This is a genomic window from Blastopirellula marina DSM 3645 (genome assembly GCF_000153105.1).
GTDB classification, from domain to species: domain Bacteria; phylum Planctomycetota; class Planctomycetia; order Pirellulales; family Pirellulaceae; genus Blastopirellula; species Blastopirellula marina.
The window spans coordinates 4,210,043-4,224,317 of the sequence record NZ_CH672376.1; the positions used below are offsets into that span (position 1 = coordinate 4,210,043).

The following is a 14,275-nucleotide window of genomic DNA, read 5'->3' on the forward strand; positions in this document are numbered from 1 at the left end:
CTGCTGCTGAATTCGCGCGGAAATCGGAAGTCTCTGCGATATAACCGTTTGGCAAGGGCCTGTGGTCGAATCGACCACAACCGTTTTGCAGCGGTTGGGGACTGCTTCATGAACTATCATTGTCCGCTTTGCGAGACGTTGGGAGTCGTACCTGACGAAGCGCGCGGCCATGAGGTGCTGTGTCTGAAATGTCGGCGCAGCTTCTTTATCCCAGATCGTAGCGTTGCCGAGCGCATGCAGTTGGGCGTTTTGTTTGCTGCGCGGCGCAATGACGGCGAAGTGATTCGCGCATTCGCCGATCAGCAGGCCGATCTCGACGTGCAGAATCCCCGAGATGGCCACACGCCGCTGCACGTCGCTAGTTTGCACGGCAAGCTGCACGCGCTGAAAGAATTGTTAGCAGGCGGCGCGAAGCTAGAGATTCGCGCGAGTCGAACTGAGCAGACGCCGCTCTTGTACGCCGCGCGCGAAGGGCATGCCGAAGCGGCGACGATGCTGATCGCCCAAGGCGCCAATCTGCAAGCACGCGATCCAGACGGCTGCGGAGCGCTGCACTGGGCGGCTCGCAAGGGGTTTTTGGATGTCGCCAAGGTGCTGGTCAAAGCGGGCGCTGACATCCAAATGAACAACATCAATGGGTTGCGACCGATTCAATTTGCCGTCGCCTATCATCAACCGGCGGTGCGCGATTATCTTGTCGCCGCGGAACGTGCGGCCGGTTTCATCCAGCGACAGATCAGCAAAGGTGACAAGAACCAAACGATGAATCGGGTCATGTTTGGCTTGGGATCGAAAAAGAAAAAAGGCTAGTCTACTTGTCGCTCGCTGTTCGGATCGGCTAGACGCACGGTCAGCTGATCGGCCGAGTCATGATCGAGATGCAACTCTTCGCCGCTGGGCAAACGGAAGGTCCAGATGGTGTCGTCCATTTCACGCGGGCCGGCGACAATCACGTCGCCGAGCGCGACTTGATCATGCAGGTGACTGCCGATGATCGCGGTAACGACGCCGCGGTGCCGGTCACGCAAGAGACTTGCTTTTACTTCTGCGCCGGGGATCAAGTCGATGAAGTCTTCGGGAATTTCTTGTCCGTGCGGATCGCGCGTCGGATGTCCTAGTCGATCATCCAGATAGTCGACGGTCGCCTCGTCGTTGAGATGCTCTAACAGATGAGCGCGATCATGTAGCGAATCTTCGGGCATGCCGACTCGTTGCAGATAGGTTTCCCAAATTCGATGCGCACGCATCAAACGTCGCGCTTCATGATTTCCGGACTCGGTCAGAATAAAACCGTGCGGCGTCTGGTTGAGGAGCGACATCGCCACCATGCGTCGTAACACGCGACGTAATACGGCAGGCGTCGCTTGCACGTGGGCTCGAATGGTTTCGAATCGCGTTGCATGCGTCTCGTCGCGCCGCAAGCAACCTAGGACGTCTTCGACAATATGTTGCGGAACCTGGCTCCAGCGCCGCAGCGTGCCGGCTAACAGCCCGTTGTGCGGCGCGAGAATCAAGATCGCCATAAATTGCAGGGTGCCGGCCATCACGATCGACGAACCGGCGCCGATGTTGAGCCAGGCCGAAGTATAAACTCCGAGCACGACGCTGCTAACGCCGAGCGCCGCTGAGAGGACCAGCATGCTCGACAACCGATTGCAGAGCAAATAAGCGGCGGCCGCCGGCGTAATCAACAGCCCCACCACTTGAATGATGCCGACGATAGAAACGGCTGACACGACGACTAGCGACGTGCAAGCGGTCAACAAATAACCGATCAGCGGCGCCGAAACTCCCACCGACGCGGCCATGATCGGATCGAAACTGGTTAGTTGCAACTGGCGATAAAACAAGATCACGACGAACAGGATGATCGCGGTGACGGCGCCCATCATCCAGAGCCGCTCGGCGTCGACGACCAAGACGTCGCCCATCACCATGTGCATCAAGTCGACGTGGATCTCGCTTGAGAAGACGCTCGCCATCGCGCCGCCAAAAGCGAAGATGCCGGTGTACATGATGCCGATCGCCGTATCATCTTTGATGCGTGAAGCACGGGAGACAAAACCGATCAACAGCACCGTCACAAAGCCGGCCAACAACGCGCCAATGATCATCGCGCCAAAATGGGCTTCTTCGCCGGCGATCAATTTCATCAGCAAATAGCCGCCGACGACGCCGGCCAGCATCGAATGCGAGATCGCGTCTCCCAAAAAGGCCATGCGGCGCAGCACGATAAAGCAGCCGATCATCGACGAAGCGATCGCGACCAGTGAGCCTGCGAACATCGCGCGAAATAGATATCCGCCGGAAGCCAGCGGCTCGACAAAGACGTCGTACAGAAAGTTCATTTGTCACCTCCTGTCGAGACGTCCCGCAAGTGCTCAAACGCTTTCAGCGATCCTTCGTAGACTTCAGACAACAGTTCAGGCTGCAAGACTTGCTGCGGCGATCCGAACGCGAATAGTCGCTGTTTGATCAACAGCAGCGAATCAAAATATTCGGCGGCAGTCGCCAGATCATGATGGACGACGATCAGCGTTCGTCCCGCCTGCTTGGTGCTGTCCAGCACTTCGAGCAGCGCACGTTCGGTCGCGGCGTCGACGCCGGCGAATGGTTCATCGAGCAACAGAATATCGGCGCCTTGGGCGAGCGCTCGCGCCATAAAGACCCGCTGCTGTTGTCCGCCAGAGAGCTGCCCGATCTGCCGGCGGCGGAATTTCTCCATGCGTACGGTCACCAACGCGTCGTCGACATGCTGGCGATCTTCACGCGACGGTCCCCAAGCCCAAAAGGGGATTTGGCCATAGCGTCCCATCATGACAACCTGCTCGACGGTGACCGGAAAATCCCAGTCGACCGCGCCGCGCTGCGGAACATAGGCGACGCGCCGCCGGGCTTTGTCGGTCGGCGCGCCAAACAGGCGAACCTCGCCCAAGTCGGGTTTCAGGAAGCCGAGAATCGCTTTGATCAGGGTCGATTTTCCCGAGCCGTTGGGGCCGATCACTCCGACTAACTGTCCCGCTTCGATCTGAAACGAAATGTCGAGCAGCGCCGGCGTGGGGCCATAGCTCACCGTCAGGTGGTCGACCTGAACCGCGGGAACACCAGAACGTGTCGGTCGGGCGATCATCGCGTCCCTCCCTCGATCGGCGGATGGTCGGCTGTCGAGAAATTTGCGACGCCGGACAAGATGGCGGATCCAGCCGGCGCCCACAAGAAACGTTCGGCAATCGGCTCCTGACGTTGGCTCGAGTAGATCGCGATCTTCGCGAAGAGGGGGGGGCCGGGGTTTTGTGGAGTCGCTTCGATCAGAAATTCGTTCCGCCCGGCGACGATGTTGCCGATGTCGGCGATCTCGATCTCTTCGCCGGCGGCGACCGGTTGGTTGGTTTCATAGAGCGCCGAGCCGGCAAAACGAACGCTGACCGCGTTGGAATTGTTGAGGTCGGCCGAAAAGCGATCGGGACCCGCGTCAAACGAAAGTTCCAGCTCCAGGCGAAATTCGCCGGCGGCGTTTTCCAGCGCTGCGGCTTGCGGCGCAGCGGCGGCGCGATGCTCATCGACGGTGAGGTAGACTTTCACCAACAAGAGCGCCAGAGCCGCGGCGGTGATCGCAAAGAGGATTCGCATGACCGATTATTTTAACCCTGCCGCAATCGTCAACACGTTTTCGCGCATCATGCCGATGTAAGTTTCGCCGGCCGAACCGGGAGGCCCCATCGAATCGGAATAGAGCGTGCCGCCGACGACAACGCCGGCTTCGTCCGCGATTTGACGAATCATCACCGGACTCACCGACGTTTCGACAAAGATCGAGCGGACGCCGAAGCTGCGAATCGATTTGACCGTCTCCCGCCGTCGCTCAGGCGTCACCCCTCCGCCAACTTCTGAACCGGTCGACCAGCCGACCGGCGTCGCCGCGGTGAAATGGTACTCCCGACAGAAATAATTGAACGCATCGTGGCTGGTGACCAGGATTCGTTTTTCGACCGGGATCGCATTCATCTGCTTGCGAATCCAACCGTCCAGCGTACGTAGTTCATCCAAGTAGAGTTGTGCTCGAGCGTGGTAATCATCGCGATGCGTCGGATCATATTGACTGACCGCATCACGAATGTTGCGAACATAAACCGCAGCATTGGCCGGAGAGAACCAGGCATGCGGATCGTGCGCCGCACCGTTGTTGATCTCTAGCGGCGTCGCGCCGGTGGTGCAACTGGTGATCGGCTTGTTGGCGTTTTCGGCAAGTTTGCGCATCCAATTGGCGCCTTCCAGATGCCAGCCGTTGTCAAAACAGAGGGCCGAACGCGAAACCAGAGCGGCGTCGTTCGGTTTAATTTCGTAGACGTGCGGGTCTTGCCCGGCAGCGAGAATCGACCGAACTTCCATCTGATCCCCGACCACCTGACGAGCAAAATCAGCAACTTGGGTGGTGGAGCAAACGATCAGCGGCTTGGAATCATCCGCTGATGCGGTGGAAAACGAGGTTAGTGTGAGGAGAATCGCTACAGTGGTAGAAAAAACACGCATGTTTTCTGCTCGCGCAAAAAAGTTTTTGGCCTATCAAAAAGTATAGGAGTCGGTCTGTAGCGGCGTCAATTCCTTTTGTGGAGGTTTTCCAGAGCAATTCAACGGAAGAATCGGTCCAAACGTCCGCTTGGGAGGTAGTCTCGCCCTGGAGTGCTAGCAGGGTCGAAAATTGACCGGAAGGAGCGACCGCGATAAATTGCAAGAACGCTTCGATGGACGACGACCAAGATGAATCCTCAAATTCGACGCTACGCTACGACGGACGTGGTAGATCCGGTGACACTGACTTACTTCAAACGTTACCGCATGGAAATCGACTTGGCGGAAGTTCCCGCCCAGCCGATTCTGCTTCCCTCGGTCTATCGTTTCGTATCCTGGCGGCCCGATCTGATCGACGCGCATGCGGCGAGCAAGTTTGAGAGCTTCCGCTGGGAAATCGACGCGAACGTCTTTCCCTGCTTGGGAGACGCCGAGGGCTGTCGGCGGTTGATGACCGAAATCTCCCATCGCGAAGGGTTCATCCCCGGCGCGACCTGGTTGGTCGAATACAAAGATGAAACGACGGGGATGATGTTGCCGGTTGGGACGGTTCAAGGGGTCGCCGACCGATCTGGCCAAGGTTCGATTCAAAATCTAGGAATCGTTCCCGAGCATCGCGGCAGCGGCTTGGGCGGTCGCTTGCTGCTAAAAGCACTGCAAGGTTTTTACGATCACGGTTTGCAGCACGCCTTTCTCGAAGTCACCGCCCAAAACGAAGGAGCGATTCGTCTGTACGAACGAATTGGTTTCCGAATTTCTCGCACCGTCTATAAAGCGGTCGAAGCGGCGTGTTCTTGACGCCGGTTTGCTTCAAGCCGCGGCTTTTCGGCGGAATGCCGAATGACTAAATCCTAATGTCGAGTGGGGAAGAATTTTCATTAGACATTAGGATTTAGTCCTTCGACATTTCCTCAAACGCTTGGTTTCAACGTGGAAACCCTCATCCACTCAGGTTGTCACTTAACCAGGTTCTGTTTCTAATATGGGGCTTGATTTCCCTGTCCCGTGGAATGCGTATGTCTCCTAGTGATTCGTCCACTATCCGTCACGAAACCCTGGCCAACGGCATGACGCTGGTGGTGGAGCAAATGCCGTGGCTCGAATCAGCCGCGTTCGCTTTGCTGACCCCGTCCGGCAGCGCCAGTGATTCCAAAACGCAAGTTGGCGTCAGCAATTTGCTGTGCGACTGGACGCAGCGCGGGTGCGGAAATCGTGATAGTCGGCAGTTTATCGAAGACCTGGACAATCTGGGCGTCTCGCGCGGCGCCGGCGTATCGACCTCGCATACCAGTTTTGGGGGCGCGGTGCTGGCCGAAAATCTGGGCCGCACGTTAGCGATCTACGCCGATGTCGTCCAGAAGCCCCATTTGCCGGAAGATGAATTCGACGAAGCCCAACTGGTTTGTCTGCAAGAGCTGCGAGCGCTGGAAGATGATCTCGCTCAACAGTCGATGTTGCAACTACGCAAACAAGTTTATGCCGACCCCTGGGGCCGCGCGTCGTACGGTGATGTCGCTTCGGTCGAAGCGTTGACCGCCGAGATCGCCAAGGCCCACTTCGCCGCGAGCTATCGTCCCAACGGCACGATCCTTGCGATCGCCGGCAACATTGACTGGAACCAAACGCGCGACGACGTGCTGCGATTGTTTGGTGATTGGAAAATGGCCGCCGAGTCGCCGATTGTGGAAACGCCGGCCGAAGGAATCTATTGCCATCTTCCGTTTGATTCCAACCAGACGCATATCGGCGTCGGCTACGAATGCGTCCCTTACAGCCATCCCGATTATTTTCTCGCTCGCGCTGCGGTCGGCGTGCTGAGTGACGGCATGAGCTCGCGTCTGTTTACTGAAGTTCGCGAAAATCGCGGACTCTGCTATACCGTTTTCGCATCGATCAATACGCTGTTGGATCGAGCCAGCGTCTTGTGTTACGCCGGCACGAGCACCGAGCGTGCGCAAGAGACGCTGGACGTATTAATGAGCGAACTGGTCCGCATCCGCGAAGGTATCGAAGAGAGTGAACTGACTCGGCTGAAGGCGCGCATCAAAAGCTCGCTGGTGATGCAGCAAGAGTCGAGTTCGTCCCGAGCATCCTCGTTGGCCAGCGACTGGCGTCACCTCGGACGCGTTCGCACGCTGGACGAATTGACTTCGATTCTGGACGGTCTGACATGCGATTCGATCAACCGCTATTTGCAAGACAACCCGCCGCACGATTTCCGTTTTACCACGGTCGGCGCTGAAAAATTGGAGATTCCCGTTGCAGTTTCGCCATGAAGTTCTCGACAACGGTCTGCAGATCGTCGCTGAAATTAACCCGAACGCTTACTCGCTCTCTTCAGCCTTCTTTGTCAAAACGGGATCGCGGGACGAAACGGCGGAAATTGCCGGCGTAAGCCATTTTCTCGAGCACATGGTGTTCAAGGGAACGCCGCGTCGTTCGGCGGCCGACGTCAATCGCGAGCTGGACGAAATGGGCTCGCAGTCCAACGCCTACACCAGCGAAGAGCAGACCGTTTATTACGCTGTCGTTTTGCCCGAGTTTCAAGAGCAGGTCGTCGACCTACTGGCCGACATCATGCGCCCGTCGCTGCGCGTCTCTGATTTTGAAACGGAGAAGCAAGTGATCTTGGAAGAGATTATGAAGTACGACGACCAGCCTCCGTTTGGCGGTCACGAGCGAATCATGGCCTCGTATTTCGGCCAGCATCCGCTGGGTAACAGCGTGCTGGGGACTGCCGAGACCGTCGGCGCGCTTTCGGCGGATCGGATGATGGATTACTTCAATCGCCGTTATAGTCCGCACAATATTGTGTTGGCCGCATCAGGACGGGTCGACTTTGACGCGCTGGTCGAGCAAGCGAAACGGCATTGCGGCGATTGGGAACGCTCCGAAACTTCGCGCGATTTGTCGCGACCGGCAGGCAAGACCGGCTTCGAGGTGATTCACAAAGAAACGGCCGCCCAGGAATATTTGATTCAGTTGGCCGATTGTCCGGCGTCGGAAGACGCCGATCGTTTCGCAGCGCGATTGCTGACGACGATCTTTGGCGATGACACCGGCAGTCGACTCTTTTGGGCGCTCGTGGATCCTGGCTTGGCCGAATTCGCTTCGTCCGATCCGTACGAGTTCCAGTCAGCCGGCGTTTACATGAACTATCTCTGCTGCAGCCCCGAAGAAGCGGCCAGCAATCTGGCGATCCTGACCGAAGAAATCGCCAAGCTCGAGAAAAACGGCGTGACCCTGGCCGAACTGGAGCAAGCCAAAAACAAGGTTTGCTCCAGCACGGTCTTGCGGAGCGAACGCCCTTCGAGCCGACTCTTCTCGGTCGGCAATGGCTGGATCCAACGCGGCAAATATCACACCGTCGCCGAATCGGTCGCCGCCTACAAAAGCGTAACGCTGGACGACGTGCACGCCGTTTTGGCGAAGTACCCCCTCTCGAAAAGCAACACGCTGGCGATCGGTCCCTTGGCCGAACTATCTCGATAACGGAAAAGATTCAACCGCGAAAATGCGGTCTGCGCGTTTCTCCCTAGAACCGGCAAGATCGTCCTGCCCGGAACGGCGGCGGGGCTTTTCTGCGGTGACGGCGACAAATCGTTGGTTTCCCTCTTCGAATCGCGGCGATAACCCTAGCTAGCACGAAGTCTGTTTCTCGCTGCGCGATTCGTAATGGAGTCTTTCGCGATGGTACTTTCCCGCCTGGCTACGCTGTTTTTGGCGTTTTCGCTTCTCGCGCTGACCGCAAGTCCGGCCGCAGCCGGTTGGCCTCAATTCGGGCGCTGGTTTGGCGAAGGATGGTCCAACGGCTATCACGCCCCTGGCAGTCATTGGTCCGAAGCGAAGATCAATTCTTCCCAATATGCCGTCAGCACCGGCGAAGTTTACGTACCCGGCCAAATTGACCATTTGCCCCGTTTATGGCACTTGCCGTTTATGCCGCCGCCGACCGAAGCGCTGCCGACCGCAAATTGCCCAACGTGCCCCCATGCCGGTCGTGAGCCGGCGGCGCTGGAAATGCGGCGAGAATCGATCACGCCGCTGCTAAATCAGCCGCCGATTGTCGAGCCGGTGAAGGCCGTGCCGCTCCATCGCGGGGCGTAGCTGCCGGGATGCCGTAACATTTGCTATACTGCTGCCGTTTCTAACGCGGCCGAGCGCTGCGCGTCCACGCGTTCTTACCCACCTTGCGCACCAGTATATTGCATCATGAAGAGCATCAAAAAACTGTTGGTGGCGAATCGTAGCGAAATCGCCATTCGCATCTTCCGCAGCGCCCACGAGTTGGGCATTCGCACCGTCGCGATGTACTCGTACGAAGACCGCTTTGCGCTGCACCGCTTTAAAGCGGACGAAGCGTACCAGGTCGGGACGCAGGGCGAACCGGTTCGCGCCTATCTCGACATTGACAGCGTGATTCGTCTTTGTCGCGAACATAATATCGACGCGGTGCATCCCGGCTACGGCTTCATGTCGGAGAATCCAGAGCTGGCGCGTGCTTGCGAGGAAAATGGGATCATCTTTGTCGGCCCCAGCGTCGACTGTTTGGAACGCTTAGGAGACAAGACGGCCGCCCGAGCGATTGCCGAGCAGGCGAATGTCCCCGTGTTGAGCGGCAGTCCCAAGGCGATTTCGACCGCCGATGAAGGACGAAAACTGGCCGAGAAGCTGGGCTTCCCGATCATCTTGAAAGCGGCCAAAGGAGGCGGTGGACGCGGGATGCGCGTCGTCCGCGAAGCTGCTGAGTTTGACGCGTCGTTTGATTCGGCGACGCGCGAGTCGCAGTCGGCGTTCGGCAGTCCCGATATTTTTGTCGAGAAGTACATCGAACAGGCGCGGCACATCGAAGTGCAATTGATGGGAGATCGCCATGGCGATCTGGTCCACCTGTTCGAGCGTGATTGCTCGGTCCAGCGTCGCCATCAAAAGGTGGTTGAGATCGCTCCAGCGCCCAATCTCTTGCCGGAAGTGCGTATTGCGCTCTGCGAAGCGGCGATCAAAATTGGTAAAGAAGTCGGCTATCAGAACGCGGGCACCGTCGAATTTTTGGTTGACAAAAAGTCAAACCAATACTTCTTTATCGAGGTCAATCCGCGCATTCAGGTCGAGCATACCGTCACCGAAGAAGTGACCGGCGTCGACATCGTGAAGACGCAGATCTTGGTCGCGCAGGGAGAAAAGCTGAGTCACCCCGATATTGATCTGGGCGATCAAAGCAAAGTGCAAACCGTCGGTTTCGCATTGCAGTGTCGCGTCACGACCGAAGATCCGGCCAACAACTTTTTGCCCGACTACGGCCGCGTCAGCCATTATCGTTCGGCCAGCGGCATGGGGATTCGCCTGGACGCCGGCAGCGCCTTCTCGGGCGCCGTCGTACATCCCTACTACGACTCGATGTTGGTGAAAGTCAGCGCTCGGGGGCGTCAGTTTTTGGCCGCCGTCAAACGGATGGAGCGAGCCCTGCAAGAGTTCCGGGTCCGCGGCGTCAAAACGAATATCCCGTTTTTGATTCGACTGATGTCGAACAAGACGTTCCTGGCCGGCGATTGCACGACCCGTTTTATCGACGAAACGCCTGATCTCTTCAATTTTCCGATTCGCCGCGATCGCGCGACCAAATTGCTCTCTTATCTGGGCGAAATCGCGGTCAACGGCAACGAATTGGTGAAAGGACGCCCGGTCGCTTTGCGGCGCGATCCCGCGCCGCTGCCGTCTTACAGCGTGAAGGGAAATCCGCCGGCAGGAATGCGGCAGAAGTACCAAGAGCTGGGCGCCGCCAAGTTTGGCCAGTGGATTCGCGAGCAAAAGCCGCTGCTTTATACCGATACGACGTTCCGCGACGCGCATCAGTCGTTGTTGGCGACGCGCGTCCGTACGCATGATCTGGTGACCATCGCTGAGGCCTATTCGCGACTTTGCCCACAGTTGTTCTCGCTGGAGATGTGGGGAGGCGCGACGTTTGACACCAGCATGCGGTTCCTGAAGGAAGACCCCTGGCGCCGCCTGACCGACATGCGGGAGAAGGTTCCGAACATCTTGTTCCAGATGTTGCTGCGAGCGTCGAACGCCGTCGGCTATACCAACTATCCCGACAACGTGGTTACGGCGTTTGTCGAAGAAGCGGCGGCGGCCGGCATCGACGTCTTTCGCGTATTTGACGCGCTCAACTGGGCGCCCAACATGCAGATCGCGATGGAAGCGGTGGAGAAGACCGGCGCCATCTGCGAAGCTTCGATCTGCTATACCGGCGACATCTCGGATCCCAAAAGGGATAAGTACTCGCTGAAGTACTACGTCGATCTGGCCAAGCAGTTAGAGAAGATGGGCGCCCATATCTTGGCGATCAAAGATATGGCCGGGCTCTGCAAACCGTACGCGGCCGAAAAGCTCGTCAAGACGCTCAAGCAAGAGATCGGCCTGCCGATTCACTTTCATACGCATGACACCGCCGGCACCCAAGCGGCGTCGATTTTGAAAGCGTCGGAAGTCGGGCTCGACATCGCCGACGCCGCGATGGCCCCTTGGTCGGGCGGCACTTCGCAGCCCAACTTAAACACGATGGTCGAGGCGCTCCGCAATACCGACCGCGACGGAGAGTTGGATACCGACGCGCTTGACGGCATCGCCGAATACTGGCGCGCCGTGCGTGAGTTCTACACGCCGTTTGAAGCGATCGTGTTGCCGGCCAACGCCGACTTGTACCGTCACGAGATGCCCGGCGGTCAGTACACCAACCTGTTTCAACAAGCTCGGGCGCTCGGCCTGGCCGATCAATGGGCCGATATCTGCCGGATCTACGCCGATGTGAACCAGTTGTTTGGCGACATCGTCAAAGTGACGCCGACCTCAAAAGCGGTTGGCGATATGGCGTTGTTTTTGGTCGCCAACAACCTGACCACGGCCGACGTGCTGGATCCCCAGCGAGAGTTGGCCTTCCCGGCGTCGGTCAAAGATTTGATCGGCGGCCGCATGGGACAACCGCCAGGCGGCTTTCCCCCGGAAGTGCAGTCCCGCATCATGCGCGACGAGCCGGTCATGACCGACCGTCCCGGCGCCGAGTTCTCGCCGGCCGACTTTGCCGCTGCGACTGCAAGCGTCAAAAAGATGCTGGGCCGTGAGCCGCACCGCCGCGAGGTGGTCTCGTACCTGCTTTATCCGAAGGTCTACGAAGACTTCACCAAGCATGTCAAAAAGTATGGCGACGTCAGCACGTTGCCGACGCCGGTCTTCTTTTACGGCCAACAGTCGGGCGAAGAGGCCGCCGTCGACATTGAAGTTGGCAAAACGTTGATCGTCAAGTTTTTGACGGTGGGCGAACCGCACGTCGACGGCACCCGGGTCGCGTTCTTTGAACTGAATGGTCAACCGCGCGAAGTCGAAGTCATCGATCACAGCTTGGAATCGGACGTGCCGAAACGAATCCAGGCCGATCCTGACGACTCGAAGCAGGTTGGCGCCGCAATGCCAGGTATGGTGGTGATGGTCGCCATCGAAGTCGGCGACAAAGTGGCCAAGGGGCAAAAGCTGCTCTCGTTGGAAGCAATGAAGATGGAATCGACGATCTACAGCGAAGTCGAAGGAACCGTCGAGCAGGTGTTGGTCAAACCCGGCAGCCAGGTGCAGTCGGGCGACTTGTTGGTGAAATTGGCGTAGCGATGGATCCGTTTCCCCAAGCGGCGCTGGACGAAATTGCTCGCAGCGTCGGCGCCGCTGCGGTGGAAGCGCTGGCCGAACTCCCTTCGACCAGTCGCTATACCAAAGAGCGGGCCGACGCGATCGCGGCGACGTTGCCCTATGTCATCGTCGCCCAAAGACAAACCGCCGGTCGAGGGCGCGGCGACAACGCCTGGCACGCGACCGACGGCGCGTTGACCTTTACTGCGGTCTTTGATCAAGCGTCGCTGCTGATTCCGCTGCAGCGCTGGCCGCAGGCGTCGCTGATGACGGCGGTCGCCGTGGCCGAAGCGCTGGAGACGTTGGTCCCTGACGAATCGATCTTCGTGAAATGGCCGAATGACATTTATTGCCGCGGTCGCAAACTGTGCGGCATCTTGCTGGAACGAACCGATTCGCCGCGGCCGATGCTGCACTTAGGAATCGGCGTCAATGTGAACAATTCGCTCGCTGCGGCGCCACAGGAAGTGCAAGATCGAGCGATTTCACTGGTCGAAATGAGTCACCAGGACTTTTTTTTGCCCGACGTGCTGTTGGCGATCCTACAGCGGATGCAGGCGAACTTCGCGCTGTGCGAACGGAGTCTAGTTCCCTTGGCCGATGCGTGGCGCAGTCGTTGTTTGCTGTGGGGGCGTAAAGTCGAAATTCAGTCCGGAGAACAGACGATCGCCGGGATCTGCGGCGGAATCGACGATTCTGGGGCATTACTGGTCGATTCTCCCGCCGGAGTTCGTCGAATCTTGGCCGGCGTCGTCACGCGGTTCTAGAAATCCGAAATAATTCAGCGCAAAATAGATGCGCCTCGCACGCGGAGCTTCCGCGTCGCTTCTCTCGCCTCCTACCGTGACTTTCGACTGAAAGGTCCCGCATGATGCTCCGCCGATCTCTGACCGCTTGCTCGCTGTTGTTGTTTGTCTTGCCGCTTGTTGTGCGCGGCGAGGATGAACTGAAGTTTAAAAAGCATCAAATCGAAACCAAGTTCCGCAGCGAAGGAGTCGCCGTCGGCGATTTTAATCGCGATGGCAAAATGGACATTGCCGCCGGCAGCGTCTGGTACGCGGCGCCTGATTGGGAAATGCACCTGATTCGCGCCAAAGCCGACGAGTACGATCCCAAAAACTACAGCGACTCGTTTTGCAATTTTGCACAAGACGTGAATCACGACGGCTGGACCGACGTGCTGGTGGTCGACTTCCCCGGCAAGCAGACCTGGTGGTTTGAGAATCCCGGCAAAGGAGATGGCCCGTGGCCGCGTCACGAAATGGTCCCGGTGACCAACAACGAAAGCCCCGACATGCGCGACGTCACCGGCGACGGCAAACGCGAGTTGCTTTTCTCGTTTGAGCCGGGCAAAAAAGTGGGCTACGCCGCTCCGGCGGAAGATCCGACCGCGCCGTGGGTGATCACCGCCGTATCGGAAGAGAACGCTCCGGGAACCGATCGTTACTCGCACGGCATCGGCGCCGGCGACATCAACAAGGATGGCCGTAACGACATCCTAGTCACCGAGGGCTGGTGGGAAGCGCCGGAAGATCGTAGCCAAACGCCGTGGAAATTTCACGCGGCCAATTTTGGTGAAAAATGCGGACACATGTACGTCTACGATTTCGATGGCGACGGCGACAATGACGTGATCAGCAGCAGCGCTCACGACTTTGGCGTCTGGTGGTACGAGCAGACGCCGGAAGGTTTTCAGCGGCACATCATCGACAAATCCTTTTCGCAGACCCACTCGTCGCATCTGGTCGATATGAACGGCGACGGCTTGCCGGACTATGTCACCGGCAAACGGCATTGGGCGCACGGCGGTCGCGATCCCGGCGGCAACGATCCGGCGATCATGTGCTGGTACGAGCTGTCACGCAAAGATGGCAAAGCGGTTTGGACTGCGCACATCTTTGACGACAACAGCGGCGTCGGCACGCAGTTTGAAGTGGCCGACATGAACGGCGACGGCTTGCTGGATGTCGTCACGTCCAACAAGCAAGGGGTTTTTTACCTAGAGCAACTTCCGCGCGAGTAGTTTCCT

Annotated in this window: 12 protein-coding genes; 8 read left to right on the forward strand and 4 right to left on the reverse strand. The window is 58.1% G+C overall.

Annotation, left to right across the window (positions count from 1 at the left end; translation table 11 throughout):
* Positions 1 to 108: 108 nt before the first annotated feature.
* On the forward strand, positions 109 to 810 hold the full coding sequence (locus DSM3645_RS18845; RefSeq protein ID WP_002653883.1) for an ankyrin repeat domain-containing protein: 702 nt from the start codon (positions 109 to 111) through the stop codon (positions 808 to 810).
* Here the strand turns inward: DSM3645_RS18845 and DSM3645_RS18850 are convergent.
* The 4 genes from DSM3645_RS18850 to DSM3645_RS18865 are packed head-to-tail and all read right to left on the reverse strand — an operon-like array spanning position 807 to position 4,530.
* Positions 807 to 2,348 carry a metal ABC transporter permease gene (locus tag DSM3645_RS18850; RefSeq protein ID WP_002653884.1) on the reverse strand — a complete coding sequence of 514 codons (1,542 nt, stop codon included), beginning with the start codon at positions 2,346 to 2,348 and terminating at the stop codon, positions 807 to 809. The genes DSM3645_RS18845 and DSM3645_RS18850 overlap by 4 nt on opposite strands.
* Positions 2,345 to 3,130 (reverse strand): metal ABC transporter ATP-binding protein, encoded by a 786-nt coding sequence (locus tag DSM3645_RS18855; protein WP_002653885.1) that lies wholly within the window; start codon positions 3,128 to 3,130, stop codon positions 2,345 to 2,347. Before DSM3645_RS18855 ends, DSM3645_RS18850 begins: the two co-directional genes overlap by 4 nt.
* The gene (locus DSM3645_RS18860; protein ID WP_002653886.1) at positions 3,127 to 3,630 is read right to left on the reverse strand and encodes a hypothetical protein; all 504 of its coding nucleotides are present in this window, start codon (positions 3,628 to 3,630) and stop codon (positions 3,127 to 3,129) included. The genes DSM3645_RS18855 and DSM3645_RS18860 overlap by 4 nt, the downstream gene beginning before the upstream one ends.
* A 6-nt stretch (positions 3,631 to 3,636) precedes the next feature.
* On the reverse strand, positions 3,637 to 4,530 hold the full coding sequence (locus DSM3645_RS18865) for a metal ABC transporter solute-binding protein, Zn/Mn family (protein ID WP_040351974.1): 894 nt from the start codon (positions 4,528 to 4,530) through the stop codon (positions 3,637 to 3,639).
* Positions 4,531 to 4,758: 228 nt separating this feature from the next.
* Here DSM3645_RS18865 and DSM3645_RS18870 point away from each other — a divergent pair, with 228 nt between their 5' ends.
* The 7 genes from DSM3645_RS18870 (at position 4,759) to DSM3645_RS18900 (ending at position 14,269) form a co-directional block, all read left to right on the forward strand.
* The gene (locus DSM3645_RS18870) at positions 4,759 to 5,367 is read left to right on the forward strand and encodes a GNAT family N-acetyltransferase (RefSeq protein ID WP_002653888.1); all 609 of its coding nucleotides are present in this window, start codon (positions 4,759 to 4,761) and stop codon (positions 5,365 to 5,367) included.
* 218 nt (positions 5,368 to 5,585) lie between these two features.
* A complete protein-coding gene (locus DSM3645_RS18875) occupies positions 5,586 to 6,845 on the forward strand; it encodes a M16 family metallopeptidase (RefSeq protein ID WP_040351975.1) in 1,260 nt (419 codons plus the stop codon).
* The gene (locus DSM3645_RS18880; protein ID WP_002653890.1) at positions 6,829 to 8,061 is read left to right on the forward strand and encodes a M16 family metallopeptidase; all 1,233 of its coding nucleotides are present in this window, start codon (positions 6,829 to 6,831) and stop codon (positions 8,059 to 8,061) included. Before DSM3645_RS18875 ends, DSM3645_RS18880 begins: the two co-directional genes overlap by 17 nt.
* 198 nt (positions 8,062 to 8,259) lie before the next feature.
* Positions 8,260 to 8,676, forward strand: a complete 417-nt coding sequence (locus DSM3645_RS18885; protein WP_131282714.1) for a hypothetical protein — start codon at positions 8,260 to 8,262, stop codon at positions 8,674 to 8,676.
* A 105-nt stretch (positions 8,677 to 8,781) separates the two neighbouring features.
* Positions 8,782 to 12,225 carry a pyruvate carboxylase gene (locus DSM3645_RS18890; RefSeq protein ID WP_002653892.1) on the forward strand — a complete coding sequence of 1,148 codons (3,444 nt, stop codon included), beginning with the start codon at positions 8,782 to 8,784 and terminating at the stop codon, positions 12,223 to 12,225.
* 2 nt (positions 12,226 to 12,227) lie between these two features.
* Positions 12,228 to 13,013, forward strand: coding sequence for a biotin--[acetyl-CoA-carboxylase] ligase (locus DSM3645_RS18895; RefSeq protein ID WP_002653893.1), 786 nt, complete (start codon positions 12,228 to 12,230; stop codon positions 13,011 to 13,013).
* Positions 13,014 to 13,117: 104 nt separating this feature from the next.
* Positions 13,118 to 14,269: an FG-GAP repeat domain-containing protein gene (locus DSM3645_RS18900; protein WP_237564856.1), complete on the forward strand. Its 1,152-nt coding sequence runs from the start codon at positions 13,118 to 13,120 to the stop codon at positions 14,267 to 14,269.
* The last annotated feature ends 6 nt before the right edge of the window (positions 14,270 to 14,275 follow it).